Here is a 26,948-nt window from a genome sequence, read left to right on the forward strand (position 1 = left end):
AGGCGTCGTCGCCCTCGGCATAGATCTCGCACTGCGCCGGCATGTTGTTGGCGGTGTTTTTTTCTTCGTACATCGACAGCGGCGCCACCTGCGACTAGCGCAGATTGCGGCGCAGATAGGCGTCGCGCGCGCCCTCGGACAGCGCCGCCTCGTCGTCGCCGTCGGTGATGACCCGAAAACCCGTCTTGCCCATGATGATCGCGGTGCCGGTGTCCTGGCACATCGGCAGCACGCCGCCGGCCGCGATGTTGGCGTTCTTGAGAAAATCCAGCGCGACGAACTTGTCGTTGGGGCTGGCTTCGCCGTCGTCGAGGATATTGCGCAGCTGCTGCAGATGTCCCGGCCGCAGATAATGGTTGATGTCGCCGAACGCGGCTTCGCTCAATGCCCGCAGCGCCTCGCGCGTCACCACCAGCATCTCCTTGCCCAGCACGTGCTCGACCCGCACGCCCTCGGACGTGATCTTCCGGTACGGCGCGGTGTCGGCCCCGAGCGGAAACAGCGGGGTGTGCCGGTAGGGCGGAACGGGGGTGGCGGCGGACGGGATCGGCGTGGGGGCGTTCATGGCTTGCTCGCAAGGTTGGGAGCCGGAGGCGTCTGCAGCGAGGCGCGGGCCGGCGGTTGAACCGTTCTAAGCATTTCTTGGGTAAATGGAAGGTTCTGGATGACCGCCAGCCCTGAACGGAGCCTCCTCACCCCTTCCGTTCCTGCCTCTCCGCATAGGCATCCACCAGCGCGCGGATCATGCGCTGGTACGGCACACGGCGCTGGCGGGCGGCGCGCTTGAAAAATGTGACCGAGCGTTGCGACAGGCTCAGCGTCACCTTTTACGTTCCTCGCGCAGTCCAGTTCGGATTGACTTCCGCCACCGGGCCTTGCAGGAAATCGATCTGCGCGTTTCAATGGCGTAAAGGGGCATTTTGCATGAGAACGGACTTTCGCAAATCGACCACGTTGGCTGCAATATTGCTGGCCGCATCGGCTCTCACGGTGTCGGACAGTCGACCGGCGCGCGCCGACCGCTGCGAGGATATCGCCAAGGAGCTGCAGCAACAGGTCGACGGCATCAAGATCGGCATCACCACCGGAAAGACCATCTATCTGTCGCACCCGCAGGCAAGGGAGCTTTCGCTCGGCTGTCGCGGCGCCAACTACTCCAACGAGCTCTACGCCAAGGCCGACCGCCGCAAGCCGAAGCCGGAATTTTTCGAGCTGGTCGCCAGCGCCGGCGCCATCGTCTTCACCATCCCGAAGCCCGACGTGATGACCGGTTCCACCCGCTGCATCCGGCGGATGGGGCTGCTGCGCGGCGACCGCGTCAAGATGCGCTTCCGCCGGCTCAACATGGAATGCACGCGCACCAGGACCGAGGCGGCGATCGCGATCACCCGCGGCTCGGACGAATAGCATGCCGCGGCGATGATATGGCCAGCCCGTTTGAAAACGACATTGTGAGACCGTCATTCCGGGATGGTGCGTTAGCACCAGACCCGGAATCTCGAGATTCCGGGTTCGATGCTTCGCATCGCCCCGGAATGACGGATTGCCTACTTCGGCATTAAATCATTGGTATGAGTAGCCTTCGGATCCGATAACAGGATCGGTCGCATTTGAGCGATCTTCGAGCCCGCCGTTCACCATCACGCTGCAATCCCCGCGATGCCTCGCAATTTCGGCTGCGGATTCATAAAGCTTTCGTCCCGGCCTCGTCACAGTCGGGGGAACGAAGCCGAGGATCCCGTCCGATGAGTATTTCTGCAGTCAGTTCTTCGATGCCGATCAAACCGCCCGAGGCCGGCGTGCTCAAACCGCCGGAGGTCAAGGCCGACCGCGACGATCGCATACCGCCGCCGCCGCCGGTACGGGCGGCCCTGCCTCCGGGCCAGGGAACGCGGATCGATCAGCTCGCGTGAACCGGCGCGCCGCGTGCCGGCGGTGTCGGTGACAGTCGAACACATCCCGCAAAATCGTCTATAAGGACGGTCACATCCACGCGCGGAGCGGACGCGGTCCGATGCCCAACACCAAGGTCTACACCGGCGGTTGCCATTGCGGCCTGGTGCGTTTCGAATGCACCACCGATCTCGCCATGGTCACCGCCTGCAACTGCTCGATCTGCACCAAGAAGGGCCTGCATTTCGCATTCCTGGACCCGAAGAGTTTCGTGCTTCGCGCCGGCGAGGATAATCTGCGCGAATATCTCTTCAACAAGCACGCGATCAGGCACCAGTCCTGCATCGACTGCGGCGTCGAGGTCTTCGCCAACGGCACCCGGCCCGACGGCACCGCGGTGGTGGCGCTCAATGTCAGCTGCATCGACGGCATCGAGCTTGCAGGATTGACGATGACGCCGATCGACGGACGGAACAGGTAGCGCCGCTGCGCGCTTCGCAACACCTCAAACATCCAGCTCCCTGTAGCGCCGGAAAATTCCCTCTTCGTTGAAGGGAATGCGGCGCTCGCTTTCCAGATACGCCCTGATGTTCGGCCGTGCCGCCACGCGGTCATGCAGACCGACAAGGCCGGGGATCCTGCGCTCGTGGGCCTTCATGCGTTTCGGGAAAGCGTAGCGCAGCCCCGCCACGATCTGGAAAAGGGAGAGATCGACGCAAGTGACGCGGCGGCCCATGACCCAGGAGCCGCCGCCGCTCTCCAGCAACCGCTCGAAATAATCGAGATATTTCGGCACCCGCTCCTTCCAGAATTCCGCGGTGCGTTTCTTCGCCGGCCCGCGCTGATCCTCGTAATACAGCGAAGGCCCGAGCGGATGATGGGTGTCGTGGATTTCCAGGACGAGATCCGCGATCGTCAACTGCAGCTGATGCAGCCACAGCCTTCCCGCTTCCGCCTTCGGCGCGAGGCCATGGCGCGGCCCGAGATAGAGCAGGATGTTGGCGGTCTGCCCGACCACGAGCTTGCCCGCCTTGAGAAACGGCGGGGCGAACGGCGGCGTGTGGTGCGCCTCCATCATCTTCGTCATCGCGCCCATGCCGCGTCGGCGCGCCACGTCGACGTAATCGGCGCCGGCCTCCTCCAGTGCAAGGCGGACAAATTCGCCGCGCCCCTGGATCTGCGGCCAGTAATAGAGTTCGTAACGCATCGGCGATCCTTCCATCGGACGTGGGCTGGCCCGCAACGGAACCAGCCTGGGGTTCCGGTCCCCGATGCGCGCCGGTGCAAGCATATACAACCGTCGCCACGGAAAGGAGCACGAGGCGCCCCAACGGAAAAGGCGCCGCGGAATCAACCGCGGCGCCTTTGATGTCAGTCGTTGCAGGCGATCAGGCTTCCTGGATCGCCGAGAGTTCCCAGTTTTCGCCGCGCCGCCGCACGAAGGTCCACACCTCCGTCGCCTCGATCGGCTGTTCGCTGCCCGCGACCAGACGGTCGGTGCCGCGCTCCAGGGTCTTGTCGATCAGCGAGAACCGCATCGCCACGCTGGCGTAGTCGGTTTCGCCCTCGCGCCAGGCTTCCGCGAGGTCGCCCTGCAGCAGCTTGACGTCGGACACCTTGTTGATGTCGTTCTTGGCCTTGTTCTCCTCGAGGTCCTTGGTGAAGTACATCACCATTTCGGGGGTCGCCAGCGTATGCAGCTTGTCGACATCCTCGTTCGACCATGCCGTCTGGACATCGCCGAGCAGCCGCTCGAACGCCTCGTAGTCGGCCGGCTGGATCTCCAGCGGTGCGCTGCCCGATCCCAGGCCGAAGCCGGTTCCGGTGCGCAGCGAGTTCAGCGGACCGCCGGGGCCGCCCGGGGCTCCGGACGCCGGTCCGGCATAGGCCGAAGCGGTGGCAGGAGTGTTACGGCGCTGCCACCACGACATCGCCAGCCGGACCACGATGATGATCAGGCCGATCTGCAGGATCAGGCCGATGATCGATGCCATGCTGCCGAGGCCGGAAAACAACCCGCCGCCGAACAGCATGCCGAGCAGACCGGCGCCGAGGAAGCCAGCGGCGAGGCCGCCGAGCATGCCCATGCCGGGCTTGTTGAACATGCCGCCCTTGGCGGCGGCACCGGTGGCGGCAGCACCGGCCACGCCGGGGCTGCCGGGCTGGGTCATGGTGCGGTTGAGCGGCTGCGCCGCCTTCGGAGCTGTAGCGGTGGGGGGCGGCGCCGAGAAGGTCCGGCTCCCGCGGGAACCGCCACCGCCCGGCCGTGCGTCGGCCGCTGAGATCGCAAACATCACCGGAATCGCCAACGATAGAATGACGGCAAGGGCCTGGACGATGCTGCGCGTACGCTGCGTGAAATTCATGTCTTTTTCCTCAAATCCCCAGCAGGGGGAAGCAGCCACTAAGATGGGCAGCGCCGCCCAAAAGTGAAGCCGCCATAGGGACGCATGGCTGCGGCGCTCGGTCGCGGGGATGCGTCAATTAGGCAGGTATATCCGGATTCAGCGGAACGGCGGCAGTTGGCGGACTACGAAGCGCTGAGGGTCGGCCTCTTTGGCTTGATCCATCGCAACCGCTGATCCCGAGCGCATTGTTACTGATATGGCCCGCCCCGCCGAGGTGACAGCCACGGCTCCAGTTGCCGCAGCCAGAGCGATCGACGAGCGCTTTGGGACCGCCGCAGTTCGTGAAGAGGAAGTGGGAAGTGAAATGTGCCGCGCTGTCTCGGCACCCAGATGAGGATTGGATCATGGCCAATAGAGACGTCGTCATTTGCTCATGCGCACCGCGATCGGCGCTGGAAGCCGTGACTTGATCTTTATGAAGCAGCGAGGGACTGGATATGACCACAGACTTTACCGATGTCGCCCGTGATGTGATCGTCGGCGTAGGGCTGCTGCAAAAAGCCGCGCCCGAAACGATGAAAGCCTTTGGGGCTCTTTCCACTGCGGCGACAGCCTCAAAAGTGATCGACACGAAAACGAAAGAACTAATGGCGCTCGCGATCGGCATCGCCGTCCACTGCGACGGCTGCGTCGCCTATCACACGAAGATGGCTCATCAGCATGGAGCGAGCCGGGAGGAAGTCGCCGAGACGGCAGCTCTCGCCGTCTATATGGGAGGCGGGCCGGCGGCAGTGTACGGAGCCGATGCGTTACGCGCCTACGATCAATTTGCCGGCTCCAAGCCGTAGTCGCGAATAATCGCCGGTTGGCTTTGGCATCGCCGCAGCAATATTTCCATATTTCTGGAAATATCGTTGACGGTGTTTGAAAGCGAGCCTATGTTGCCAGGCGCGAGAGTAAGGCGAGGTTGAACACATGGACGCTCCGGCGCCTGTCACGTCCGAGACTCGAACCATCTCCGAGGTTCTGAACCGTGAGTGCTTCTGCATCACGCTGGACCGGGACGCTTTGTGCCAGGCCCTCGAGCGGGAGGTCGGAGATCCGGAATTCTGTCGGACCTTCATCGGGCCGAAGACTCATCTTTTCTCGAACGTGCCGGTATTCCTGCCGGAAGCCAGTGTCGGGGAGATGCTTCGGACCGTGCATGCGGTCGAAGCTGCCACTCGATTGCCGGGTTATCGCGATGCGGCGTTGTCCCGGGCTCCCGCGACCGCTCGGCATGATTTCGGGCCGGTTGGCGCGTTCATGGGTTACGACTTTCACCTTGCTGCCGAGGGTCCCAGGCTGATCGAGGTAAATACCAACGCCGGCGGCGGCTTTTTGAACGCGCTGCTGGCCAAGGCCCAGCGGGCTTGCTGCAAGGAGGTAGAGGTCGCTCTGGGCCGACCGCAAGCCGACGATTTCGAGGCGGCCGTCATGCGGATGTTCCAGCACGAGTGGGAACTCCAGAAGCGGCAAGGCATCCCGCGGCGGATCGCGATCGTCGATGACCGCCCGGCAGAACAGTATCTTTATCCGGAGTTTCTGCTGGCTCAGCGCTTCTTCCAGAAGAACGGCATCGATGCCGTGATCGTGGATGGCAATCAGCTCCGGTACGCGCGTGGCGAACTGCTCGCGAACCACCAGCCGATCGATCTGGTCTACAATCGCTTGGTCGATTTTTCCCTTGGCAGTCCCGAACACGGGGATCTCCGCGACGCTTACCTCGACGGCGCAGTCGTCGTTACACCCAATCCGCGCGTGCATGCACTGTACGCAGACAAGCGCAACCTCGCGCTGCTGTCCGATCATGCGGCGCTTCGCTCCTGGGGAGCGTCGCCGTCGATACTCGCTGACCTGGCCGGCGTGCCGCATACGGTGCTCGTTACTCCCGAAAATGCGCAGGAACTGTGGCGCGCGAGAAAGTCGTTGTTCTTCAAGCCAGCGGGCGGTTACGGGAGCAAGGCAGTCTATCGCGGAGACAAAGTCACCACGGGCGTATGGGCGGAGATCACTCGTGCTGGATATGTCGCCCAGGATTTTGCCGCGCCGAGTGAACGCATGGTCAAGGTGGACGGCTGTCCGGAGGCCCGAAAGACCGACGTCAGGCTATACGTCTACAACGGTGACGTGTTGCTCACGGCGGCGCGACTGTATCAGGGACAGACGACGAATTTCCGGACACCGGGCGGCGGCTTCGCTCCGGTATTCGTCATTTGAGCGGCGCTTCATGAGGCTGAACGTTCTTCGGCCAACCCGCAGAATCATGCCGCCGGCCGTGCGCATCCAGATACATGTAGGTCATCGGACGCGGCCCGCTTGCGTACTCCGTTCGAAGCCTCAGGAGATCGAAGCCGGCCGAGCGGATGAGGTCGTCCATTTTCCGGTCCAGACGGCAACCGCCGGCAACGTGGCACCAGATGGGCGTGAGCCGGTGTTGCCAGCGTTCGACTCCTGACTCGGGTGAAAGCCCATGTTCGACGAAGAGCAGCTGGCCATGCGGCCTCAGCACCCGTCGCATCTCGCGTAATGCGGCCGATGGGTCCGGGATCGAACAAAGCGTCCACGTCATCACCACGGTGTCCATGGTGTTCTCAGCGAGGGGAATCGCGATCGCAGACCCCTGCAGGAATTCGGCGGGCACACCGGCCGCGGCAGCGCGTCGGCGCGCGATAGCAAGCAAACGGGGCGATGGGTCGATCCCGAATACGGTCTCGACCCGCTTGTCGTAGAGCGGAAAATTCAATCCTGATCCGATGCCGACTTCGAGCACCCGTCCGGTGGCTGCAGCAACCACCTCGCGGCGATACTTCTGCAACGGGCGCTGCCGCATGACCAGATCGAGGATGGGTGGCAGAACCCAGCGGTCATAGAGATTCACGATGGCCTCTTTGCATCGCTGACGAAATCCAACGGTGCTTGACCGGCGGACGCAGCGCCCGAATTTACGAAGGCTCTTCCGGCATCGTCGGGTCCCGATCGGTCCAATGGATCGACCGGATCCTCGCATAATACCGGACTTTCGCCGACCATTTGTCGTCCAACGAATTGTCCATGAGAAACGGCAACCAGTTCCCCTTCTGCAAGAGGCTCCCACCGCTCGCTTGTCAAGGGAACGCTCGCGAATAGCGTAACGAGCCGATCGTCGCTTCGGATCGAGAGCCCGTCCGCCACGATACCTGGTCGGCCGCTCTGACAGTGTCGCTGGAGCGACACAAGACCCGGCGCCTCTACCTTGCCGGTTTCAGCATGCTTCCGCCGGTGTCCGTGAGCGAACAGCAGTTCACCATCGCAATACAGAAAATTCGCGGGACCCAATGCCCGGAGCTGGCTGGCAAACGTCGACACCACCAAGAACCTTTCGCGGAGCGTCGGCGTTGCGCCGGGCACCCGCCAGATCGCCGCCATACGGTCGAGCAGGACGCAAAAGGCGAGTTCGGAGTCGGTCTCGCCGATTGGATTGAACCGATCGGCCTGGAGCCCGCCCGAGAATATGCCCGGCAGATCGCCGTTGTGCGCAAACAAGTGTGCACGTCCGGCCAGTTCCCGAACGAACGGCTGGGCATTGGAGTAGGACCGCGTTCCGCGCGTTGCCTTGCGGGTATGCGCGATCACCAACTGGCTTCGCAGGTTATGACCGGCGATGAACTGGATCCATTCGCTGTCGCCGACAGCGGCCGAGTCCTTCATCAAGCGGACGTCCGCTCCCTCATAATAGCCGACACCCCAGCCATCATTGTACGTTCCGGAGGCACGGCCATGTTCAGCGAGCTTGGGCAGCGAAACACTCACCGTTGCAGGGGCGTTGCTCGACAGTCCGAGGAGTTCACACATGGCACCGCCAAATCAGACCCTGCACAACATCGCGAATTCCCGACGTATGGGACCCTCGCTTTCGAGTGTTCAACGGATCTGGCCGAGAAGCGGGCAAAATCGCGGTGCTGCTCGAACGAATTGTATCCTACCAACCGACGTTCCGGTTGGATTGACCTGCATCAACCGACCTGACCCACTTGGCCCTAGAAGAAGAGGCGGAAACAGTTACTGCAAAGAAACTCGCGTCGGACCCTTGCACAATTGATGGCAAACACATTATATGCGGTTATGCGCATAAGCGCATTTAGGATAAGCATATGAACTCAATCGCAATTATCACCGCTCTTGCAGAACCGGTCCGACTCGAAGCCCTCCGGATGCTGTGGGATGGGCGTGAGCATTGTGTTTGCGAATTAATGCAGGCGCTCGGCGCCAGCCAGTCCCGGATGTCCCGCCATATGGCCGCCCTCAAGACGGCCGGTCTCGTGGCGGACCGCCGCGATGCTCAATGGGTCCGGTATCGCCGAGCGCCAGATCTTCCTCAGGCGGTCGCCACCCTGATCGACGCCGCGCTGGCGCTGCCGGCAGTCCAACAAAGGCACGCCGCATGAGCCTCGGTTCGATCACTGAACGCGCACCGGGCGCCGGCCCGTCGACCGCCAAATGGATCGGGTGGACGGTCGCTGCCCTGACCATCTGGGGCGTTGTCTACAGCCAGCTTGTCCCGTTTTCGCAATGGGTCGTCGCGCAAACGCCGGTCGATCCGAAGAGCCACCTGGGCGAGGCGATCAGCTTTTTTGCCTATGACACGCCGAAGGTTCTGATGCTGCTCACGCTGGTCGTGTTCGGCATGGGCGTCGTGCGCAGCTTCTTCTCACCGGAGAAGACCCGGGCACTGCTGGCCGGCCGGCGCGAGGGCGTCGGCAACGTGCTGGCTGCCTCGCTCGGGATCGTGACCCCGTTTTGCTCCTGTTCTGCCGTGCCGCTGTTCATCGGCTTCGTCAGCGCCGGCGTACCGCTTGGAGTCACGTTTTCATTCCTGATCGCCGCACCGATGGTGAACGAAGTGGCGCTCGGACTTCTGTTCGGGCTGGTCGGCTGGAAAGTGGCACTGACCTATCTCGCCTTTGGCCTCGCCATTGCCATCATTTCCGGCTGGATCATCGGCCGGCTGCATCTCGAGCATTGGCTCGAGGAATGGGTCCGCAACCTTCGCTCCGACGCGGTCGAGCTTCCACAGGAAGAGCTCTCGGTTGTCGACCGAATCAAGGCCGGCATCGACGCCGTGAAGGAGATCGTCGGCAAGGTGTGGCCGTGGATCATCGCCGGCATCGCCGCCGGCGCATTCATCCACGGCTATGTACCCTCGGAACTGCTGGCCTCGATCATGGGCCGGGATGTCTGGTGGTCGGTTCCGGCCGCGGTGCTGCTCGGCATTCCCATGTATTCGAACGCGGCCGGCATCATCCCCGTGGTCGAAGCGCTGATCACCAAGGGCGCCGCGCTCGGCACCGTGCTCGCATTCATGATGTCAGTGATTGCGCTGTCGCTGCCGGAGATCATCATCCTTCGCAAAGTTCTCACGGTCCGCCTGATCGCCGTATTCGTCGGCGTGGTGGGTACCGGCATCCTGGCGGTGGGCTTCATCTTCAACGCGCTGTTCTCGTGAACCGACGGAGATTATCCATGAAGCAGGTCAAGATACTCGGGCCCGGGTGCAAGCGTTGCGCCGCGACGGTCGAGATGGTTCAGACCGAGGCCGACAGGCTCGGCGTTCCCGTCAGCATTGAAAAAGTGACCGACTATGCCGCCATCGCCGGTTACGGCATCGCGTCAACGCCGGGGATCGTCGTCGACGGCAAGGTGGTTCATGCGGGCGGCCTGCCCAGGCCGGACGACCTCGCGCGCTGGCTGGCTGCCTGAGGTGCGACCGATGCTCGAATACCGCGTCAGCGCCAGACGGATCGACGCGCACGGCAGCGTCGCGGCCGCCAAGGCGGCCGAAATCGTCCTCGATACGGATGTTGCCGGCCGCCCGGATGCCTTCAATCCGGCGGAGCTGTTTCTTGCGTCCATCGCCGCCTGCATGATCAAGGGCATCGAGCGGGTGACGCCGATGCTCAAGTTCGATCTCCGTGGCGTCGAGGTGAAGCTCCACGGTATCCGGCAGGACAGCCCGCCGAAGATGATCTCGATCGACTATGAGCTCATCGTCGATACCGACGAAACCGATCAGCGCCTCGAGCTCCTGCACACCAACGTCCGCAAATACGGCACGATCTCGAACACCGTGGCTGCGGCGACGAAACTCGAAGGCGTGATCCGCAGGAGGGAGTAGTTCGCCCCGGACTGCCCGGGCGCCAGCGCCCTCACGACGGCGCCATGGTCTCCTTGACCTTGGCGACCAGCGCGCTGAGCGCGAACGGCTTGGCCAGGAAGGCGAACTGCTCGTTTTCCGGCAGGCTCTTGTCAAAGGCCTCTTCGGCATAGCCCGAGACGAAGATGATCTTGAGGTTGGGATTGCGGATCCGCATTTCCCGCAACAGTGTCGGCCCGTCCATTTCCGGCATCACCACGTCGGAAACCACGAGGTCGACCTCGCCGTTCTTTTCCTCCAGCGCCTCCATCGCCTCGATGCCGTTGGAGGCCTCGATCACGCTGTAGCCGCGCGAGCGCAGGCCGCGGGCGTTGAGCGAGCGCAGCCCCTCCTCGTCCTCGACCAGCAGGATGGTGCCCTGCCCGGTCAGGTCGGCCCGCGGTCTGGCTTCCGCCGCCTCCGCCCTGGCCGCGCCATTGGCGGCCGCGGGCTCCGGCTCGGCTTCCTTCTCCGCAATGTGGCGCGGCAGGAAGATGTGGAACGAGGTGCCCTTGTCGGCCTCCGAGTCCACATAGATGAAGCCGCCGGTCTGCTTGACGATGCCGTACACCGTCGACAGGCCGAGGCCGGTGCCCTTGCCGACTTCCTTGGTCGAGAAGAACGGCTCGAAGATCTTGTCCACGATGTCGGCGGGGATGCCGGTACCGGTGTCGGCGACGTCGATCCGGACGTAATCCGCCGCCGGCATGCCCTTGTAGGCGAGCTGCCCGGATTCCTCCGTCGTGACATTGGCGGTCCGTACCGTCAGCTTGCCGCCATCGGGCATCGCATCGCGGGCGTTGACGGCGAGGTTGACGATCACCTGCTCGAACTGGGAGACGTCGACCTTGACCGGCCACAGATCGCGGCCATGCACGAGGTCGAGCTTGACCTTCTCGCCGATCAGCCGGCGCAACAGCATGGTGAGATCGCTCAGAGCGTCGCCGAGGTCGAGCACCTGCGGCCGCAGCGTCTGGCGCCGCGAGAACGCCAGCAACTGCCGCACCAGCGTCGCGGCGCGGGTGGCATTCTGCTTGATCTGCATGATGTCCTGGAACGACGGATCGGTCGGCTTGTGGGCGTTCAGCAGGAAGTCGTTCGCCATCATGATGGCGGAAAGCACGTTGTTGAAATCGTGGGCGATGCCGCCGGCGAGCTGGCCGACCATGTCCATCTTCTGCGACTGGTTGATCTGGTTTTCCAGCGTGCGCCGCTCGGTGGTTTCCAGCAGATAGACGATGGCCGCCTCGGTCTCGCGCTCGTCCTCCTCGACCGCGGTGACGAAGAACTGCCCCCAGCGCTCCTTGGGTCCGTCGAGCATCGCCTCGACTGGCGCGATGTCGCCCTGGCCCTCGGCCGCCTGGTTGATGGCCGCGATCAGCAGATGGCGGTCGCGCGGGTTGACGGTGCGGAAGATCGACTTGCCGGCTGCGCCCTCGGGACTGAGGCTCTGCGCCAGCTTGGCGAACCTCGCATTGGCGCGTCCCACCGCGCCCGACCGGTCCACCGTCGCGATCGCCATCGGGGTATGGTCGAAGAAGCGCATGAAGCGGACTTCGGCGGCGCGCTGCGGATCGGAATGTTCGTCGCGGGCCCGGCTGATCACCAGCGTGCGCGAGGCGCCGGGCACGCCGTCGGCGCCGAACGCCAGCTTGTGATAGAGCCGCACCGGCATGGTCTTGCCGCCGCGCATCCGCAGGTCGATGTCGAACACCTCGGTCTTGACCTCGCCCGGCACCGCCACGATCGAGGTCAGCAGGGAGGCGCCGTCGCCGGACACGATGTCGGTCAGCTTGAGGCCGCCATTGCCGATTTCCGCGAGGTCGTGGTCCAGCCAGTTCGCCAGCGTGGCGTTGACATAGACGAGATCGCCGGCGGCATTGACCGAGAAGAAGCCGCACGGCGCGTGATCGAGATATTCGATGGCGTGCTGCAGTTCCTGGAACACGTCCTCCTGCCGCTCGCGGTCGCGGGTGATGTCGGCGATCGACCACACCGCGTATTTCGCCTCGCGCTTGCTGGCGCCCAGCGGGCGGACCCGCATCCGCAGCCAACGGCCCTGGCTGCCGTCGGAACCGGCGATGCGGACCTCTTCCTGCTGCCGCTTGCCCTCGCGCGCCGCCTTGAGCAGGCGGAACACCGCTTCCGAGACGTCGGGATTGCCGATAAAGACCCGCTCCACCGGGCGCGCGTCCTGCGCCGTCTCGGCCCCCGTCAGCGCCAGATAGGCGGCGTTGCAATAGACCACATGGCCGCGGGAATCGGTCACCGCCAGCCCGTCATGGGCGTGATCGGCGATCCGGCTCATCACCGGATCGTCGGCGGCACGATCGGCGAAACGGATGATGCCGGCGGCGAAGGCGAACAGGTTGAACAGCCCGACCATCGCCAGCAGCGCCAGCAGCCCGAGGATATAGGGCTGCGCCTGGGCGCGGCCGATGGTCATCAGCGCCACCGCCACCGCGACGATCGCGAAGGCCACCAGCAGCACCAGCACGATGCTGCCGTTCCGCCGCGCCGGCTCGTGGGCGGCGAAAGGCTCTCGCGAGGGATCCTTGTCAGGTTCGGCGGTCATGCCAGCGGAAAGCGCCTGTCGACTTCAATGTTACGCGGCTGCGCGCGCTGCCCGGCGCGCTTTGTGCACGCCCGCTCCTGAGTGCCTGAATCGGGCCTGCCAGCGCAAGCCGTCCCATCATCTATTTCGCCCGCCGCGGTCATTTTCAGCCTGTCCGTCCAGCCCCGTCCGGAGTCCCGGCTGACGCTGGATTCACGCCGGCCGGCCGGAAAGCCCGCGCCTGAGGCCCATCACGTAGCCGATAATCTGGGCCACCGCATGATAATGTTCCACCGGGATTTCGCCGTCGACCTCCACGGTCGCATGCAGCGCCCGCGCCAGCGGCACGTTCTCCACGATCGGGATGTCGTGCTTGCCGGCGATTTCCCTGATCTTGAGCGCCAGCGTATCGATGCCCTTGGCCACGCAGATCGGCGCCGCCATGCCGCGTTCGTAGCGCAGCGCCACCGCGTAATGGGTCGGGTTGGTGATGATCACGGAAGCCTGGGGAACCGAGGCCATCATCCGCTTCTTCATGCGCTGCTGGCGCAGCTGCCTGAGCTTGCCCTTGATGTGCGGGTCGCCTTCGGACTGCTTGTATTCCATCTTCATGTCCTGCAGCGACATCTTCTGCTTCTCGAACCAGGTCCGGTACTGAAAGAAGAAATCCCCGATCGCGACCACCGCGAGCATCGCCACCACCGCTCCCATCAATTGCAGCGTCAGGCTGGTGGTGACGACCATGATCGACGAAACGTCGAACCGCACCATCGATTCCAGGCGGTAGCGCTCCGGCCACAGCACCGCCGTCATCACGGCGCCGAGCGCGATCACCTTGAAAAGGCCCTTGACGAAATTCGCGACGCCCTGCTTGCCGAATATCCGCTTGAATCCGGCGGCCGGCGAAATCTTGCTGAATTTCGGCTTGATCGACTCGGCCGACCACACCATCCGGTGCTGGATCATGTTGCCCGCGATCGCCGCGATCGCGAACATCAGGAACGGCACGCCGAGGGCCGTCATCAGCACATATCCGAGGCTCTGCGTCAGCGCCATCAGGCCCGCCCCGTCGGTGGAGATCATCCATGAATTGGCCACCAGATTGCGCAGCGGCGCCAGGATGCCGCTGCCGATCGATCCGTGAAAGGACGCCAGCACCAGCGTGGCGCCGGCCAGCACGAACCAGGTGTTGACCTCCTGGCTCTTGGCGACGTCGCCTTTTTCGTGGGCGTCATCCAGACGTTTTTGGGTCGGGTCTTCTGTTTTGTCTGAGGCGTCATTCTCGTCGGACATCAATCAGGCCTTTACCTGCGCGGTATCAGCTGATGCATGACGCCGATGAAATATTCGAGGAAGGTTCCCATCATGGTGACGAGGACGAGCGCCAGGATCAGGAAGCCGGCGAGAATCGACAGCGGCACGCCGACGAAATAGACCTGCATCGCCGGCATCAGCCGCGCCAGCACGCCCAGTCCGATATTGAAAACGATCCCGAACACCAGGAACGGCGCCGACAGCTGGATTCCGATCTTGAAGGCGGCGGAGAAGGCGCTGGTGGCGAGCGAGGCGACATCGCCGCTCCTCATCAGTTCGCCGGGCGCAAAGATCGTATAGCTGTCGTTGAGCGCAGCGATCACCAGATGATGGCTGTCGGTGGCGAACAGCAGCGTCAGGCCAAGGATGGTGAGGAAGTTTCCGATCAGCAGACCCTGCTGCCCCTGGGTCGGGTCGACCGAGGTGACGAATCCGAGGCCGAGCTGCTGGGCAATCACCGATCCCGCGACCTGCAGCGCCGACAATGTTACCCGCGCGGTGGCGCCGAGCACCACGCCGATGACGATTTCGTGCATCATCAATACCAGCAGTGCCGTGATCGATTGCATGTCGATGTTGTAGGCGGCGCGGTGCAGCGGCAGGATCACCAGCGTCAGCAGCAGCGCGATCGCCAGCTTGATGCGAACCGGAATATTGGCCTCGCCGAGCCCGGGCAACAGCATCACCATCGCGCCGATGCGGGCAAATACCAGCATGAAGGCGGCGGCGAGTGCCGGCAGCAATGAGATGTCGATGCGCATGATTCACGCGCATCATGCCTCAACCGCCTATGATTCGCGACGATATCCGCATCATGTAGCCGTGCAGCGACTCCGACATGAACGGCAGCGCCAGCAGCAGCGTGACGAAGATCGCCAGGATCTTGGGCACGAACACCAGGGTCTGTTCCTGGATCTGGGTCAGCGCCTGGAACAGCGACACCACGACGCCGACCACGAGGCCGACCAGCATCAAGGGCGACGACACCACGACGATGGTCCAGATCGCATCGCGCGCCACATCGAGGGTTTCGGCACCGGTCATTTCAATTCCATTTCACTCGATCTAAACAGTGGTCATTCCGGGGCGCGCGAAGCGCGAATCCGGAATCCCGCGAACCATCTCCCAGATTCCGGGTTCGTCGCTGCCGCGACGCCCGGGAATGACGACATTCATCAGATCGGCATCCGCATGATGTCTTCGTAGGACTGGATCATCCGGTCGCGCACAGATACCAGCGTCGAGACCGCGACGTCGGTTTCGGCCACCGCCGTCACCACGTCCATCACGTTGGCCTTGCCCGTCGTCATCGCCACCGTCTGGGCGTCGGATTTGCGGCCGGCCTCCATCACGCTGCCGAGCGCTTCCTTGAGCACCGCGCCGAAGGATTGACCGCCACCGATTTCGGCGCCGGTGCCGGCGCCAGCGCCAGCGCCGGTGCTGCTGGTCATGCGGGCAAGCGCGGCGTAGGCATTTGCAGCGACTGTGGGTGAAGCCATGGTCTGGGGTTTCCTGTTCAGGCCTTGAGGATGTCGAGCGTGCGTTGGATCATCCGCCGCGTGGCGCTGATGATATTGAGGTTCGCCTCGTAGGATCGCTGCGCTTCGCGCATGTCGGACATTTCGATCACTTTGTTGACGTTGGGATATTTGACGTTGCCGGCAGCGTCCGCAGCCGGATTGGAGGGCTCGTATCTGACCTGGAACGCCGACGCGTCGGGCCTGACCCTGCCGAGCTTCACGACCCTGGCATCCAGCGAACGATCGAGTTCGGAGGCAAACGTCGGGATCTTGCGGCGGTAGGGATCGCTGCCCGCGGTCGCCCCGGTGGAATCCGCATTGGCGATATTTTCCGAGAGCACCCGCATCCGCCCCGCCTGCGCGCGCAGGCCGGAGGTCGCGATGCTCATCGAGCGGCCGAAGTCGTTTCCATCGCTTGCCATGATCGCGTTTCCCTAGAACTCAGCGTTTGCCGATGGCGGTTTTCAGCAGCCCCAGGCTGCGGCTGTAGAGCGAAGTGGCCGCGGCGTAGTCCATCTGGTTGGCGGAGACCTTGAGCATCTGGTCCTCGAGATTGACGGCGTTGCCGGCCGGCCTGGTATGAAACCCGGCCCGGCCGTGCTGCGCGAAAGTGTCTCCGCCGCCGGCGGGGGCGATGTGGCTGTTGCTGGTTCGCATCATCGCCAGCGCTCCCATCGCCGCCGGGCTCGCACCATTCTTGTCGAACTTCGGCTCGACCAGTTCGCGCGGACGGAAATTCGGCGTGTCGGAATTGGAGATGTTTTCGGCGAGCACGCGCTGGCGCTCCTGGTGCCACTGCATCTTGGTGCGCAGCGCCGACAACATCGGAAAATCGTTGATAGCCATCAGATCGGCCCCGTTACCTCAGGGCATGGCGCCGCTGAGGTAGGCAGAATTTGCCGTGTGTATGGTTAACAGCGGGTTAAAATCGGCTGATGAAACCGTGGACAACGGCCAGACCCCGGTGCGGATGGCGTTCCGGCGGCAAATCGAGCGCATTTTTGCCACGAAAGCTGCGTTAACCAATCGCGTGGGGCGATCAGAAGTCGTTTTGGCCCAGGTGATTCTTGGTTTATTAGGATTGCTGGGCGGCACTTCTTGCCGAGAGGAATTAAGGAATAAGGCTGGGCTGCGCTTCGTTTGGCCGACGGACGGATCGGTTCCGGTCTGCAATCGCCAGGCGTAAGATTGAAGACAGCTTTATTGGCCGGGGACTGAAGCTATGCAGGGAACACTAACATTCTTCTTGGCATTCGTCGCCGTGCTGGCCCTGATCGGCGTCACCGCCTGGCTGGTTCGCCGGTTCGCCACCAACCGCCTCGGCGCCAATACCAATCGCGGAAGGATGCCGCGGCTGGCGGTGATCGATGCAGCCGCAGTCGACGGCCGCAGGCGGCTGGTTCTGGTGCGGCGCGACAACATCGAGCATCTGCTGATGATCGGAGGGCCCACCGACATCGTAGTGGAAGCCAATATCGTGCGCGCCATGCCCGGACGGGAGCAGGCGCCACGGCCCGCCGTCGGCGGCGCCGAGCCGCCGCCCCGGATCGCGCCACTGCCCGATACCAGCTGGAGCGATGGCGAGGGCGCCCGGACCGACATGTTCGACCACGCCGAGCCGCAAATGCCCGAGCCGCCGCCGCGGCCGGTTCGTCCCTCGTTTGCCGACGAAGTGCGCCGCCCGGCACCGCCGCAAATGCCGATGCCGGAACGGCGCCCCGAGCGGGCCGAGCGCATCGATCCATTGGCCGGCTTCGCACCGGAGCCGATGGGCGGCCGGCCCGAACCCCGCCCCGAACTGCGGCCCGAACCGATGCCGTCGCGGGTCACCTCGCGCAGCGAACCCGTGATGCCGCGGCCGCCGCGGCCCGAACCGCCGAAGGCGCCGCCGCGCGCACCCGAACGGGCCGCCGCACCGCCGCCCCCTCCAGCGCCGCCGCCTCCCCCGCCGCAGTCCAGTGCCGACCAGAATCTCGCCGAGATGGCGCAACGGCTTGAAGCCGCCCTGCGCCGGCCGGCTAACGAAACCGTGGCGCCGCCGGTCGCGCCCGAACCACCGCAAGGCCGCGCGGCCCCGCGCCACGAGCCGATACCGCCGGCGCCGGCCAAGAGCGGCTTCGAGAATCTCGAAGACGAGATGGCATCCTTGCTGGGCCGTCCAAAGACCCCTTCGTGAGGCCGGCGGCCTCCCCGCGTAGAGTTTTCCTAGTCCTTGCCACACTGATAGCCGCCGGATCGCTGGCAGATCCGGCGTTCGCGCAGGACATCAGCATCAATCTCGGCGGCGGTGGCGGCGGCGTCACCGAGCGCGCGATCCAGATGATCGCGCTGCTGACGATCCTGTCGGTCGCGCCGTCGATCCTGATCATGATGACGTCGTTCACCCGGATCGTGGTGGTGCTGTCATTGCTGCGCACCGCGCTCGGCACCGCGACCGCGCCGCCGAATTCCGTCATCATTGCGCTAGCGATGTTCCTGACCGCCTTCGTGATGGGCCCGGTGCTGCAGAAATCCTATGACGACGGCATCAAGCCGCTGATCGCCAACGAGATCGGCATCGAGGAAGCGCTGCAGAAGGCGTCGGTGCCGCTGCGCGGCTTCATGCAGAAGAACGTCCGCGAAAAGGACCTGAAACTGTTCATCGACCTGTCGCGCGAGCCGGCGCCGGCGACGCCCGAAGACCTGTCGCTGCGCATCCTGGTGCCGGCGTTCATGATATCGGAACTGAAGCGCGCCTTCGAGATCGGCTTCCTGCTGTTCCTGCCGTTCCTGATCATCGACCTCGTGGTCGCCTCGGTCCTGATGTCGATGGGCATGATGATGCTGCCGCCGGTGGTGGTGTCGCTGCCGTTCAAGCTGATCTTCTTCGTGCTGGTCGACGGGTGGTCGCTGGTGGCGGGGAGCCTGGTGCAGAGTTACGGGGGATAGCCTCACGGTTGCATCGTCGACCGTCGCTGGCTTCATCTTCCCGGGGCGACGCACGCCGAATGCCGTTTTTTCCTTGCCGGACGGCATAAAAGGTCATTGTATTCACGCCGGTACGGTCCCCCCGGGGGCCGTCCGGAACCGATCAATTCCGCGTTGTCTGTTTTGGCGATACGGATCGGCTTCCGGCCAGGTATTTTATCGAGGACTTTTTCATGTCGCCTTTCAGCACGGCCACGAATGTTGGTCGATCCGGCCTTGGCCGGCGGTTGAATACCTTCTTGAGCGCCTGCTGCCTCGCAATGATCCCGGATCTGGCGGTCGCACTTTCGATGGAGCAGGCCCAGGCGACCTGTCGTGAGACGGTCGGCAGGCCGTTCGTCCAGGCCTGCATGGGCGGCAAGGGTCGGGGACCGGACGGAGAGCAACTACGGGCCGCCTGCCGCGCCAAGGCCGGTCCGACGGTGCGCGCCTGCATGATGGCCGCGATGAACAAGGCCAACGGCCGCGCCAATGTCGCGATCGCCATCGACGACGGCAAGACGAAGAAGGAGGCGATCGATCTTGGCAACGCGCTGCCCGCCGGGTTCGTCGCACCGCCGCGAACGATTGCCGACATTACCGCCGTTCTCGACAACGAGAAGCCCGATCCGGCGACACTCGCCAAACTCAGGGAAGAGGCAGAGGACGAGCCGGAAAAAGGACTCTCGGTCTCCGATCTGGCGGAATTCTATTTTGACCGCGGGAATGCAAAGTCGGTCCTTGGCCGCTATGCGGACGCCATCGCCGACGGAGAGAAGGGTCTCGGCATCGCCGGAAATGGCGGTGATCCGCTGCTGAAGCAGCGTCTTCGCGGGTTTGTTGCGTTGCAGAAGCAGTCCGTGGGCGATTTGAAGACAGCCGTCGAGATGTTTCAGCAAATGATCCGCGAGACGCAGAACGTACGGGGCATGGGCGGGCATATCTTCAGCGCCAGCCGGAACATCATGCAGGCGCTGATCCTGAGCGGTGACATCGTGCAGGCCGAGGGTTATCTGCGGCGGATGCAGGCATACCTGACGGATGTGCGAACCAGCGGCATTCCGCAGAAGCGGGAGGCCTACAATGTCAGGGGCCGAGGCTGGGAAGCTGATTTCGAGAATGGGCGGGCGACGATCTTCGAAGCGCGCGGACTATATCGCGAGGCGGAAGCTTCATACAGAAAGGCTGCGGATTACCGGAAAGCCTGGATCCCCGATCTCAAGAAAATCGATTATGGCCCGAAGGAATCCCAGGTTAGCCAGTTTGCGGATAGCGATCTTCTGAATGCCGCGCGCATGAAGGCGAAGCAGGGGCGGCTCGCCGAAGCGGAGGTCGACGCGCGTAGCGCACTGCTGGCGCGACTGAAAGCCCAGGGCAAGTACAATCCGCTGACGACGCGTTATGTGATGGGTCTTGCCGGAATTCTGGTCGAACAGGGCCGCTATGCAGATGCGGAAATGCTGATCCGCTCGGCGCTCGACATTCAGCGCACCGTCGGCATTGGAGACGGCACCCAGTTCAGCGCGCAGATTCTGTCGCAGCTGGGCGCAGTTCTGAACTTCCAGCGCAAGACCACTGAAGCCGCTGCGGTCTATGCCGAACTGGACAAGGCAATCGCCAGCTGGGAACCGGCCCGCAGGCAGGTGCTCGAACTGAACGGCTCCCGAATTGCCACCTTGTATGCTTCGGGCCAGGTCGAAGCCGGCATCGCCGCGGCCCAGGAACTGCTGAAACGCGAAGTCGGCCGGGTCGGCGAAAAGCATTTCGATGCCGCCGCGGCGCGCGGCACGCTGGCGGTCGGTCTGTCCTACGCCGGCAGGGAAGCCGAAGCCACCCGCGAGTTCAAGGCGGCGATCCCGATCCTGATGGCGGCCTCGCGCGAGAACGCCGATGATGACGACGACACGGTCAGCGCTGCGCGCAGCCAGCGGCTGCAGAACATCATCGAAGCCTACATCGCGATGCTGGCGAAGAACAACGACAACGCCACCGGCGAAGTCTCGCTGGAAACCTTTGCACTGGCGGATTCGATTCGCGGCCAATCGGTGCAAAAGGCGCTGTCGGCCTCGAGTGCGCGCAGCGTGGCAAAGGATCCCGCGCTCGCCGAACTGGTGCGCAGCGAGCAGGATCTCGGCAAGCAGATCAATGCGCAGCTGGGCGCCCTCAACAACGCGCTCGCTTCGAATGCGCGCGACGACAAGGTCGTCAAGGCCACCAACGCCTCGGTCGACAAGCTGCGCTCCGATCGCGACAAGGTGCGGCAGGAAATCAACAGAAAATTCCCGAGCTATGCCGAGCTGATCGACCCGAGGCCTCCGACGGTCGAGCAGATCAAGGAGACACTGGCGCCGGGCGAGGCCATGCTCTCGTTCTATTTCGGACGGCGGGGCAGCTTCGTATGGGCTGTCCCGAAAGACGGGCCGGTGACGTTCGCGGCGGTGAAGCTGCCTGCCCGCGAGATCGAGAGCAAGGTGCGACAGCTGCGCGAGGCGCTGGAGCCCAATGCGGCGATGATCTCCGACATTCCCGCGTTCGACGTCGCGCTCGGCTACGAACTCTATTCGTTGTTGCTCAAGCCGGTCGAAGCCGGCTGGAAATCGGCCAAGAGCCTGATCGTCGTGACCAACGGCGCACTCGGGCTGCTGCCGTTGCCGCTGTTGCCGACGGCGCCGGCCGAGATCAAGGCCAATGACGAACCGCTGTTCGCGAGCTATCGCGACGTGCCCTGGCTCGCGCGTACCCATGCCGTGACGATGGTGCCGTCGTCGGCGGCGCTGCGAACCCTGCGGAAACTACCTCCGGGCAAGCCGGAGCGCAGCGAATTGATCGCGTTCGGCGACCCCTATTTCAGCAAGGAGCAGGCCGCCGAGGCGGATGGCCCCGCCCCGGTGCAGCTGGCGGATGCCTCGGCCGCGATGACCCGCGGCGTGCCGCTGAAGCGTCGCAACAGCCCCAAGCTGGACGGGGTCGACAGCGCCGAGCTGGCGCTGCTGCCGCGGCTGCCGGATACGGCGGACGAACTCAGGTCGATTGCGCTGGCGCTGCAGGCCGATCCGGCCAAGGTGCTCCATCTCGGCAAGGACGCCAACGAGAAGGCCGTCAAGGCGATGGACCTGTCGGGGTTCAAGGTGCTGGCTTTCGCGACCCACGGCCTCGTACCCGGCGAGTTGAACGGCCTGACCCAACCGGCGCTCGCCCTGTCGGCGCCCGGCCTTTCCGGCAGCGAGGGAGACGGGCTGTTGACGATGTCGGAGATCCTGTCGATGAAGCTCGATGCCGACTGGGTGGTGCTGTCAGCCTGCAACACCGGCGCCGGCGCCGGCGCCGGTGCAGAAGCGGCTTCGGGTCTCGGACGCGCGTTCTTTTACGCCGGCACGCGCGCCTTGCTGGTAACGAACTGGTCGGTGCATTCGCAGTCGGCGCGCGAACTGGTGACCGACCTGTTCAAGCGCCAGGCCGACGACAAGGGCCTGACGCGCGGCGAGGCGCTGCGGCAGGCGATGATGGCGATGGTCGACGGCCCCGGCTACGTCGATGCCGCGGGCAAGACCGAGTTTTCCTATGCGCATCCCCTGTTCTGGGCGCCCTATACGATCATCGGTGACGGCGGGAAGCGTTGAAATGGCTGGCGGCTTTCGCAGACGCAAGCGGCTGCTGGCGGTGGTTGCGGGTGGTTTGGTGATTTCAGGCGTCGCCATGGTGATGCCGCCGCGGGCGGCCGCGCATTCCGGCGCGAGCGCCGTGAAGGAATGCCGCGCGACGGTCGGCAAGCCGATCGTGCAGGCCTGCGTTCGATCGCGCGTGCAGCACCAGGGCGGCAAGCCGCGAAACTATGTTCGAGCCTGCCGGACCGATGCCATTCCCGCCGTCCGGGCCTGCATCCAGCGGACCGTTCCGCAGCTTGTGGAGAACTGCCGCAAGACGGTAGGCCGCCCGATGGTTCAGGCATGCGTTCGAAACCGCATGCAGAGCGACGGCGGCCCTCCGGATCGCTTCATCGAGCAGTGCCGGTTGTCGATCTCCTGGGCCGTGCGGGCGTGCGTATGGCGTTCGGCCGCGGTAACATCTGCGGCGACACGATAGGTAGTACGGATTTGCTTTCACTGTGGCCGGGCGCCGGAGTGAGTTGATATTGAAATGGAGGATTGCAATGCGCTTGCTTGGACCCGCCGGTTTGGCGATCTGCGTTTTGACCGGCTTGGTGACGTCGCAGCCGGCGCCGGCCGCCGATGTCGTGTTGATCACGACCGAAGAGGCGAAATTGCCGCCGCCAAAAGGCGCGATTGCAATGTCGGCGCGTGGCGTTACCCGCGGCCCGAAAGTTCAACTGGTGCCCCCGGCCGGCGCGATCCGTTCGCCGGTGCGGCTGCAACTCAAGTTCCAGACCTATGGCGGATCCACCATCGATGTCGATGCGGTGCAGGCGACCTATCTGCGCACCCCCAATGTCGACCTGACCCCGCGGATCAAACCGTTCGTCAACGCAACGGGAATCGACGTGCCGGCAGCCGAACTGCCGCCCGGCGATCACATGGTCCGCATCGACATCAAGGATTCGGACGGCCGCGCAGCCACGGCGAACTTCGTGCTGAAGGTCGAACCGTGAAAGCATGAGCACGTCAACGGTGCGCTGCCCGTTCTGTTTGTCGGACAAGGAGGCGGAAGCGCCGGTCTGTCCGACCTGCAACCGCGAGACCGAAATTCCGGAATCGCTCCGCAAGGAGCACGAGGATCTCATCCGGATGCGCGACCGCTTGCGGGATGAACTGGCCGAGAAGGAAGCGCGGTTGAATTCGCGCCGGCGACGGACAGGGAAAAACCCCGATGCAGATGGCGCCTGAGATGGCCGGGCGGATTCAGCGAACTGCTCCGCTGCCGCCGCTCGGCCGCGCATTGCCGCGACCCGGACGCGACCTCTGATGGAGTGCCCGTTCTGTGCCGAAACAATCAAGGACGAAGCCGTCGTCTGCAAGGATTGCGGGCGCGACCTGCGCGTCGTCAGGCCGGTCATTCTCGAAATTCAGGACCTCGTCAGCGAGCTCGACCGCATGCAGCGCCGGCTCGACAGCCTCAACACGCGACTGGCGCTGCGCGATGCGCCGGCCCGCTTTATCTCGCTCTATGCGGCGGTGTATGTACTACCCGCGGTGCTTCTGTTGCTGGTCGCGCACTATCTGGTGACAATACATTTCAACGTCCCTCCGCTCTATTTGCGGCTCGCATCGTTTGCCATCCCCTTGCCTTTCGGAATGGCCGCCTATTTCATCAGCAAGATCGGCGCCCGCAGCGCGTTCGGACTCGGTGCGCTGATCGCCTTCCTCAGTGTCAGCGGGATGCTCACGGTGATCGGGATCATCGACAACGTGCCGATCATTCCCACGACCTTTCTGGAGTGGCGGGAGTCGTTCGAATACGGGCTCAGCATTGCACTCGCATTTCTCACCGGCAACATCCTTGCCATGCTGCTGTTCGTCATCCTGCCGTCGACGATTGCGTCGGGCGGAAAGCCCAGCGCGGGCGCCTTCCGCATCGCACGATCGCTCGGCCAGCATGTCGGCGAGGAAGGTTTGCGCCGCCGCGCGCGGCGTATTCACGATCTGATGCAGACGGCGGGGCCGCTGGGCGGCGTCATCACGACCGCCGCCGGTTCGATCTATACGGGCCTCAAGGGCATCATCGGAGGCTGATCCTGCATCATTTGCATCAGGACGCGGCAGTTGCCTATGATGCGACAAAACGCATCGGGGAACCGCATCCATGCAGCCGCCATTCGACCGCGCCGCCGAGGATCTCGGCAACTCGATCCACCTCGAACACGTCAACGTCCAGGTACCCGACCAGCGGCTGGCGACCCTGTTCTATGTCGCAGGCCTCGGGCTGACCCGCGATCCCTATCTGATGGTGTCCGACAGCAACATGTGGATCAATGTCGGTCGCAGCCAGTTTCATTTGCCGAGCGGTCCGCCGCAGGTCCTGCGCGGCCATACCGGCATCGTCATCGCGGGCCGCGACGCGCTGCTCGCCCGGCTCGCGGCCGTCGCCGGCAAGCTCAGCGGCACCGCTTTCGCCTTCAGCGAGCACAACGACCATGTCGAGGCGATATGTCCATGGGGCAATCGCGTGCGCTGTTATGAGCCGGACGCCGCGCGGTTCGGCCGCATCACGCTCGGTATCCCCTATGTCGAGTTCGATGTGCCGGTCGGAACGACCAAGGCCATCGCCGATTTCTATCCCGGGATCATGGACATCCCCGCCGAACTTGACCACGGCGACAGCGCCGTGGCGCGGGCCAGGATGGGCAAGGACCAGTATCTGCAGTTTCGCGAGACCGACCGCGCGCTGCCGGATTACGACGGCCACCACGTGCAGATGTACATCACGAATTTTTCCGGCCCCTATCGCCGGCTGCTGGAGCGCGGCTTGGTCTCGCAGGAGGACAATCCGTACCAGTACCGCTTTCGCGACATCGTCGATCTCGCCGACGGCCGACATCTGTTCACGGTGGAGCACGAGGTGCGCAGCGCCACCCACCCGATGTATCTGCGGCCGCTGGTCAACCGCAATCCGGCCTCGACCAACCGGACCTATGCGCACGGCCATGATCATTGGGACTGGGCGATGGGACCGGACCAGTATGACGGGCGATGAGACGATGCTGCCGTCGCAACGCGACCTGTTCGATATCCCGCGCAACATCTGCTACCTGAATTCGGCCTCCTACAGTCCGCTGCCGCTGAAAACCCTGCAAGCCGGCCGCGATGCGGTCGGCCGCAAGGGCCGTCCGTGGACGCTCGACGCCGGTTTCGCCGGCCGCCAGCATGACCGCGCGCGCCTCGCTGCCGCCCGGCTCATCAACGCCGATGCCGGCGACATCGCGCTGATCCCCTCGATCAGTTACGGCGTGGCGACGGCCGCGAAGCTGGTCGAGATTCCGCGTGGCACGCGCGTGCTGGTGCTGGAAAACGATCACTCCTCGCCGGTACTGGAATGGCAGGCGCGCGCGGACGCGCAGGGTTTTGTCGTCGAGACGATCCGCCAGCCCGGCGATGGCGACTGGACCTCGGCGGTTTCAGCCGCCGTCGAGCGACCGGGCGCGGCTGCGGTGGCGCTGGCATCGATCTCGTCGGTGCACTGGTCCGACGGCGGCCTGATCGACATCGAAAAGGTGGCGATCGCGCTGCGCTGGCAAGGCGCCCTCTTCCTCATCGACGCGACGCAAAGTGCGGGTGTGCTGCCGCTCGACGTCAAAGAACTCGACCCTGACTTCGTGATCTTCCCGACCTATAAATGGCTGCTCGGTCCTTACGGCCGCGCCTTCCTCTACGTTGCCAAACGTCATCAGGGCGGCATTCCGCTGGAGCAGACGCCCGCCGGCCGCCGCGATGTGCGCGCCGAGAACGCGGTCTATTTCTCCGACACGAGCTATGTCGACGATGCCAGCCGCTTCGACATGGGCGAGCGCGATCATTTTGTCTCGCTCGAAATGGCATCGATCGGCATGGAGATGATCGCCGAATGGGGCGCCGCGGCCATTGCGCCGCGTCTCGCCATGATGACGGAACGGATCGCCGAAGGCGTGCGCGAACTCGGCGTCGGCGTGCCGGAGCGTCGCGTGCGGGCGCCGCATATCCTGTGTCTCGGATTCAAGGACGGAATGGCCAAAGCGCTGGCCGAGGGGCTGGGCACCGAGGGCATCTACGTGGCGCCGCGGCTCGGCCGCATGCGCGTCTCGCCCCACGTCTTCAACGACGAGGCCGATGCCGACCGTTTTGTCGCGGCGCTGGGCCGAAGGTTGCGGGATTAACCACCGGAAGCCGAGACAGGGTGACGCGCTGTTATGCGGGCGACACCGTGCGCTTTGCGAGGGAACTCTGCGGTTCCCCGCGCATTCTCTTCACGGCCGGTTGCTTTCGAGCCCCGGTCTTGCTTGCTCCCAGCCGACATGGCCTTTCAATCCTGAAAGCTGTTCGACCACCGAACATGACAAGCCCACCGAATCAGCACGAAACGATCGAATCCCCGATTGATCCCGGTTCGGCATCACAGGATGCCCCGGTTACGCCGGGACTTATTCGCGATTCGTTTCGCACGCTTGCGCGCCAGATCGCCGCTTTGGTGAGAGCAACATTTCGCCAGGCGGCAAACCGGGCAGCAGCCTGGTG

At 64.1% G+C, this 26,948-nt stretch carries 31 protein-coding genes and 1 pseudogene; 19 read left to right on the forward strand and 13 right to left on the reverse strand.

Annotated elements, in window-relative coordinates; all coding sequences use genetic code 11:
* Both Q8R73_RS06845 and Q8R73_RS06850 read right to left on the reverse strand, forming a co-directional pair.
* A pseudogene (locus Q8R73_RS06845) lies at window positions 1–565 on the reverse strand (fumarate hydratase); the annotation flags it as partial.
* A gap of 127 nt (window positions 566–692) precedes the next feature.
* Window positions 693–824 (reverse strand): hypothetical protein, encoded by a 132-nt coding sequence (locus Q8R73_RS06850; RefSeq protein ID WP_305718781.1) that lies wholly within the window; start codon window positions 822–824, stop codon window positions 693–695.
* A gap of 100 nt (window positions 825–924) precedes the next feature.
* Here Q8R73_RS06850 and Q8R73_RS06855 point away from each other — a divergent pair, with 100 nt between their 5' ends.
* The 3 genes from Q8R73_RS06855 (at window position 925) to Q8R73_RS06865 (ending at window position 2,374) form a co-directional block, all read left to right on the forward strand.
* Complete coding sequence (locus tag Q8R73_RS06855) at window positions 925–1,407, forward strand: hypothetical protein (protein WP_305718782.1); 483 nt, start codon at window positions 925–927, stop codon at window positions 1,405–1,407.
* Window positions 1,408–1,745: 338 nt separating this feature from the next.
* Window positions 1,746–1,913 (forward strand): hypothetical protein, encoded by a 168-nt coding sequence (locus tag Q8R73_RS06860; RefSeq protein WP_305718783.1) that lies wholly within the window; start codon window positions 1,746–1,748, stop codon window positions 1,911–1,913.
* A gap of 101 nt (window positions 1,914–2,014) precedes the next feature.
* A complete protein-coding gene (locus tag Q8R73_RS06865; RefSeq protein WP_305718784.1) occupies window positions 2,015–2,374 on the forward strand; it encodes a GFA family protein in 360 nt (119 codons plus the stop codon).
* Between the two features lie 24 nt (window positions 2,375–2,398).
* Here Q8R73_RS06865 and Q8R73_RS06870 read toward each other — a convergent pair whose 3' ends face one another.
* Both Q8R73_RS06870 and Q8R73_RS06875 read right to left on the reverse strand, forming a co-directional pair.
* Entirely contained in the window at window positions 2,399–3,100 is a 702-nt protein-coding gene (locus Q8R73_RS06870) for a glutathione S-transferase (protein WP_305718785.1), read from the reverse strand.
* Between the two features lie 181 nt (window positions 3,101–3,281).
* Window positions 3,282–4,259 (reverse strand): Tim44-like domain-containing protein, encoded by a 978-nt coding sequence (locus tag Q8R73_RS06875; RefSeq protein WP_305718786.1) that lies wholly within the window; start codon window positions 4,257–4,259, stop codon window positions 3,282–3,284.
* Window positions 4,260–4,738: 479 nt separating this feature from the next.
* Between Q8R73_RS06875 and Q8R73_RS06880 the strand changes: the two genes are divergently transcribed.
* Both Q8R73_RS06880 and Q8R73_RS06885 read left to right on the forward strand, forming a co-directional pair.
* On the forward strand, window positions 4,739–5,089 hold the full coding sequence (locus Q8R73_RS06880) for a carboxymuconolactone decarboxylase family protein (RefSeq protein ID WP_305718787.1): 351 nt from the start codon (window positions 4,739–4,741) through the stop codon (window positions 5,087–5,089).
* A gap of 127 nt (window positions 5,090–5,216) precedes the next feature.
* Entirely contained in the window at window positions 5,217–6,500 is a 1,284-nt protein-coding gene (locus Q8R73_RS06885) for a hypothetical protein (protein WP_305718788.1), read from the forward strand.
* Here Q8R73_RS06885 and Q8R73_RS06890 read toward each other — a convergent pair.
* Both Q8R73_RS06890 and Q8R73_RS06895 read right to left on the reverse strand, forming a co-directional pair.
* Complete coding sequence (locus Q8R73_RS06890) at window positions 6,493–7,161, reverse strand: class I SAM-dependent methyltransferase (RefSeq protein ID WP_371126047.1); 669 nt, start codon at window positions 7,159–7,161, stop codon at window positions 6,493–6,495. The genes Q8R73_RS06885 and Q8R73_RS06890 overlap by 8 nt on opposite strands.
* Window positions 7,158–8,114 (reverse strand): class II glutamine amidotransferase, encoded by a 957-nt coding sequence (locus Q8R73_RS06895; protein ID WP_305718789.1) that lies wholly within the window; start codon window positions 8,112–8,114, stop codon window positions 7,158–7,160. Before Q8R73_RS06895 ends, Q8R73_RS06890 begins: the two co-directional genes overlap by 4 nt.
* A gap of 299 nt (window positions 8,115–8,413) precedes the next feature.
* On the opposite strand from Q8R73_RS06895, the gene Q8R73_RS06900 reads away from it, so the two are divergent.
* Genes Q8R73_RS06900 through Q8R73_RS06915 form a run of 4 tightly spaced genes read left to right on the forward strand, consistent with a single transcriptional unit; the run spans window position 8,414 to window position 10,434 of the window.
* Entirely contained in the window at window positions 8,414–8,707 is a 294-nt protein-coding gene (locus Q8R73_RS06900; protein WP_305718790.1) for a helix-turn-helix transcriptional regulator, read from the forward strand.
* Window positions 8,704–9,765, forward strand: coding sequence for a permease (locus tag Q8R73_RS06905; RefSeq protein WP_305718791.1), 1,062 nt, complete (start codon window positions 8,704–8,706; stop codon window positions 9,763–9,765). Before Q8R73_RS06900 ends, Q8R73_RS06905 begins: the two co-directional genes overlap by 4 nt.
* Window positions 9,766–9,782: 17 nt before the next feature.
* The gene (locus Q8R73_RS06910; RefSeq protein WP_305718792.1) at window positions 9,783–10,019 is read left to right on the forward strand and encodes a thioredoxin family protein; all 237 of its coding nucleotides are present in this window, start codon (window positions 9,783–9,785) and stop codon (window positions 10,017–10,019) included.
* A 10-nt stretch (window positions 10,020–10,029) separates the two neighbouring features.
* Window positions 10,030–10,434, forward strand: coding sequence for an OsmC family protein (locus Q8R73_RS06915; protein WP_305718829.1), 405 nt, complete (start codon window positions 10,030–10,032; stop codon window positions 10,432–10,434).
* Between the two features lie 31 nt (window positions 10,435–10,465).
* Here the strand turns inward: Q8R73_RS06915 and cckA are convergent, their stop codons facing one another.
* From cckA to flgB, 7 genes are all read right to left on the reverse strand, one after another.
* Entirely contained in the window at window positions 10,466–13,027 is a 2,562-nt protein-coding gene (cckA, locus tag Q8R73_RS06920; protein ID WP_305718793.1) for a cell cycle histidine kinase CckA, read from the reverse strand.
* A gap of 192 nt (window positions 13,028–13,219) precedes the next feature.
* A complete protein-coding gene (flhB, locus tag Q8R73_RS06925) occupies window positions 13,220–14,299 on the reverse strand; it encodes a flagellar biosynthesis protein FlhB (protein WP_305718794.1) in 1,080 nt (359 codons plus the stop codon).
* 11 nt (window positions 14,300–14,310) lie between these two features.
* The gene (fliR, locus tag Q8R73_RS06930) at window positions 14,311–15,081 is read right to left on the reverse strand and encodes a flagellar biosynthetic protein FliR (protein ID WP_305718795.1); all 771 of its coding nucleotides are present in this window, start codon (window positions 15,079–15,081) and stop codon (window positions 14,311–14,313) included.
* Window positions 15,082–15,100: 19 nt separating this feature from the next.
* On the reverse strand, window positions 15,101–15,364 hold the full coding sequence (gene fliQ / locus Q8R73_RS06935; protein WP_305718796.1) for a flagellar biosynthesis protein FliQ: 264 nt from the start codon (window positions 15,362–15,364) through the stop codon (window positions 15,101–15,103).
* 131 nt (window positions 15,365–15,495) lie between these two features.
* Window positions 15,496–15,819, reverse strand: a complete 324-nt coding sequence (fliE, locus tag Q8R73_RS06940; protein ID WP_305718797.1) for a flagellar hook-basal body complex protein FliE — start codon at window positions 15,817–15,819, stop codon at window positions 15,496–15,498.
* Between the two features lie 17 nt (window positions 15,820–15,836).
* Entirely contained in the window at window positions 15,837–16,262 is a 426-nt protein-coding gene (gene flgC, locus Q8R73_RS06945; protein ID WP_305718798.1) for a flagellar basal body rod protein FlgC, read from the reverse strand.
* A 19-nt stretch (window positions 16,263–16,281) separates the two neighbouring features.
* Window positions 16,282–16,686, reverse strand: coding sequence for a flagellar basal body rod protein FlgB (flgB, locus tag Q8R73_RS06950; RefSeq protein WP_305718799.1), 405 nt, complete (start codon window positions 16,684–16,686; stop codon window positions 16,282–16,284).
* A gap of 55 nt (window positions 16,687–16,741) precedes the next feature.
* On the opposite strand from flgB, the gene Q8R73_RS06955 reads away from it, so the two are divergent.
* From Q8R73_RS06955 to Q8R73_RS07000, 10 genes are all read left to right on the forward strand, one after another.
* On the forward strand, window positions 16,742–17,026 hold the full coding sequence (locus Q8R73_RS06955) for a hypothetical protein (RefSeq protein ID WP_305718800.1): 285 nt from the start codon (window positions 16,742–16,744) through the stop codon (window positions 17,024–17,026).
* 36 nt (window positions 17,027–17,062) lie between these two features.
* Complete coding sequence (locus Q8R73_RS06960) at window positions 17,063–18,016, forward strand: flagellar biosynthetic protein FliO (RefSeq protein WP_305718801.1); 954 nt, start codon at window positions 17,063–17,065, stop codon at window positions 18,014–18,016.
* Window positions 18,013–18,768 (forward strand): flagellar type III secretion system pore protein FliP, encoded by a 756-nt coding sequence (gene fliP / locus Q8R73_RS06965; RefSeq protein ID WP_305718802.1) that lies wholly within the window; start codon window positions 18,013–18,015, stop codon window positions 18,766–18,768. The genes Q8R73_RS06960 and fliP overlap by 4 nt, the downstream gene beginning before the upstream one ends.
* A 278-nt stretch (window positions 18,769–19,046) precedes the next feature.
* Window positions 19,047–22,406, forward strand: a complete 3,360-nt coding sequence (locus tag Q8R73_RS06970; protein ID WP_371126048.1) for a CHAT domain-containing protein — start codon at window positions 19,047–19,049, stop codon at window positions 22,404–22,406.
* Window position 22,407: 1 nt separating this feature from the next.
* Window positions 22,408–22,869, forward strand: coding sequence for a hypothetical protein (locus Q8R73_RS06975; RefSeq protein ID WP_305718803.1), 462 nt, complete (start codon window positions 22,408–22,410; stop codon window positions 22,867–22,869).
* Between the two features lie 67 nt (window positions 22,870–22,936).
* The gene (locus tag Q8R73_RS06980) at window positions 22,937–23,392 is read left to right on the forward strand and encodes a hypothetical protein (RefSeq protein ID WP_305718804.1); all 456 of its coding nucleotides are present in this window, start codon (window positions 22,937–22,939) and stop codon (window positions 23,390–23,392) included.
* 4 nt (window positions 23,393–23,396) lie between these two features.
* A complete protein-coding gene (locus tag Q8R73_RS06985; RefSeq protein ID WP_305718805.1) occupies window positions 23,397–23,627 on the forward strand; it encodes a hypothetical protein in 231 nt (76 codons plus the stop codon).
* A 78-nt stretch (window positions 23,628–23,705) separates the two neighbouring features.
* Window positions 23,706–24,473: a hypothetical protein gene (locus Q8R73_RS06990; RefSeq protein WP_305718806.1), complete on the forward strand. Its 768-nt coding sequence runs from the start codon at window positions 23,706–23,708 to the stop codon at window positions 24,471–24,473.
* 70 nt (window positions 24,474–24,543) lie between these two features.
* The gene (locus Q8R73_RS06995; RefSeq protein ID WP_305718807.1) at window positions 24,544–25,434 is read left to right on the forward strand and encodes a hypothetical protein; all 891 of its coding nucleotides are present in this window, start codon (window positions 24,544–24,546) and stop codon (window positions 25,432–25,434) included.
* On the forward strand, window positions 25,421–26,590 hold the full coding sequence (locus Q8R73_RS07000; protein WP_305718808.1) for an aminotransferase class V-fold PLP-dependent enzyme: 1,170 nt from the start codon (window positions 25,421–25,423) through the stop codon (window positions 26,588–26,590). Before Q8R73_RS06995 ends, Q8R73_RS07000 begins: the two co-directional genes overlap by 14 nt.
* Window positions 26,591–26,948: the final 358 nt, after the last annotated feature.

It is taken from the genome of Bradyrhizobium sp. (assembly GCF_030697065.1).
Lineage (GTDB): Bacteria > Pseudomonadota > Alphaproteobacteria > Rhizobiales > Xanthobacteraceae > Bradyrhizobium.

Excerpts from the sequence above, each read along its gene's own strand:
- Q8R73_RS06855 (WP_305718782.1), top strand. The coding sequence starts at position 925 with ATGAGAACGGACTTTCGCAAATCGACCACGTTGGCTGCAATATTGCTG.
- Q8R73_RS06860 (WP_305718783.1), top strand. The coding sequence starts at position 1,746 with ATGAGTATTTCTGCAGTCAGTTCTTCGATGCCGATCAAACCGCCCGAG.
- Q8R73_RS06865 (WP_305718784.1), top strand. The coding sequence starts at position 2,015 with ATGCCCAACACCAAGGTCTACACCGGCGGTTGCCATTGCGGCCTGGTG.
- Q8R73_RS06870 (WP_305718785.1), bottom strand. The coding sequence starts at position 3,100 with ATGCGTTACGAACTCTATTACTGGCCGCAGATCCAGGGGCGCGGCGAA.
- Q8R73_RS06875 (WP_305718786.1), bottom strand. The coding sequence starts at position 4,259 with ATGAATTTCACGCAGCGTACGCGCAGCATCGTCCAGGCCCTTGCCGTC.
- Q8R73_RS06880 (WP_305718787.1), top strand. The coding sequence starts at position 4,739 with ATGACCACAGACTTTACCGATGTCGCCCGTGATGTGATCGTCGGCGTA.
- Q8R73_RS06885 (WP_305718788.1), top strand. The coding sequence starts at position 5,217 with ATGGACGCTCCGGCGCCTGTCACGTCCGAGACTCGAACCATCTCCGAG.
- Q8R73_RS06895 (WP_305718789.1), bottom strand. The coding sequence starts at position 8,114 with ATGTGTGAACTCCTCGGACTGTCGAGCAACGCCCCTGCAACGGTGAGT.
- Q8R73_RS06900 (WP_305718790.1), top strand. The coding sequence starts at position 8,414 with ATGAACTCAATCGCAATTATCACCGCTCTTGCAGAACCGGTCCGACTC.
- Q8R73_RS06905 (WP_305718791.1), top strand. The coding sequence starts at position 8,704 with ATGAGCCTCGGTTCGATCACTGAACGCGCACCGGGCGCCGGCCCGTCG.
- Q8R73_RS06910 (WP_305718792.1), top strand. The coding sequence starts at position 9,783 with ATGAAGCAGGTCAAGATACTCGGGCCCGGGTGCAAGCGTTGCGCCGCG.
- Q8R73_RS06915 (WP_305718829.1), top strand. The coding sequence starts at position 10,030 with ATGCTCGAATACCGCGTCAGCGCCAGACGGATCGACGCGCACGGCAGC.
- cckA (WP_305718793.1), bottom strand. The coding sequence starts at position 13,027 with ATGACCGCCGAACCTGACAAGGATCCCTCGCGAGAGCCTTTCGCCGCC.
- flhB (WP_305718794.1), bottom strand. The coding sequence starts at position 14,299 with ATGTCCGACGAGAATGACGCCTCAGACAAAACAGAAGACCCGACCCAA.
- fliR (WP_305718795.1), bottom strand. The coding sequence starts at position 15,081 with ATGCGCATCGACATCTCATTGCTGCCGGCACTCGCCGCCGCCTTCATG.
- fliQ (WP_305718796.1), bottom strand. The coding sequence starts at position 15,364 with ATGACCGGTGCCGAAACCCTCGATGTGGCGCGCGATGCGATCTGGACC.
- fliE (WP_305718797.1), bottom strand. The coding sequence starts at position 15,819 with ATGGCTTCACCCACAGTCGCTGCAAATGCCTACGCCGCGCTTGCCCGC.
- flgC (WP_305718798.1), bottom strand. The coding sequence starts at position 16,262 with ATGGCAAGCGATGGAAACGACTTCGGCCGCTCGATGAGCATCGCGACC.
- flgB (WP_305718799.1), bottom strand. The coding sequence starts at position 16,686 with ATGGCTATCAACGATTTTCCGATGTTGTCGGCGCTGCGCACCAAGATG.
- Q8R73_RS06960 (WP_305718801.1), top strand. The coding sequence starts at position 17,063 with ATGCAGGGAACACTAACATTCTTCTTGGCATTCGTCGCCGTGCTGGCC.
- Q8R73_RS06975 (WP_305718803.1), top strand. The coding sequence starts at position 22,408 with ATGGCTGGCGGCTTTCGCAGACGCAAGCGGCTGCTGGCGGTGGTTGCG.
- Q8R73_RS06980 (WP_305718804.1), top strand. The coding sequence starts at position 22,937 with ATGCGCTTGCTTGGACCCGCCGGTTTGGCGATCTGCGTTTTGACCGGC.
- Q8R73_RS06985 (WP_305718805.1), top strand. The coding sequence starts at position 23,397 with ATGAGCACGTCAACGGTGCGCTGCCCGTTCTGTTTGTCGGACAAGGAG.
- Q8R73_RS06990 (WP_305718806.1), top strand. The coding sequence starts at position 23,706 with ATGGAGTGCCCGTTCTGTGCCGAAACAATCAAGGACGAAGCCGTCGTC.
- Q8R73_RS06995 (WP_305718807.1), top strand. The coding sequence starts at position 24,544 with ATGCAGCCGCCATTCGACCGCGCCGCCGAGGATCTCGGCAACTCGATC.
- Q8R73_RS07000 (WP_305718808.1), top strand. The coding sequence starts at position 25,421 with ATGACGGGCGATGAGACGATGCTGCCGTCGCAACGCGACCTGTTCGAT.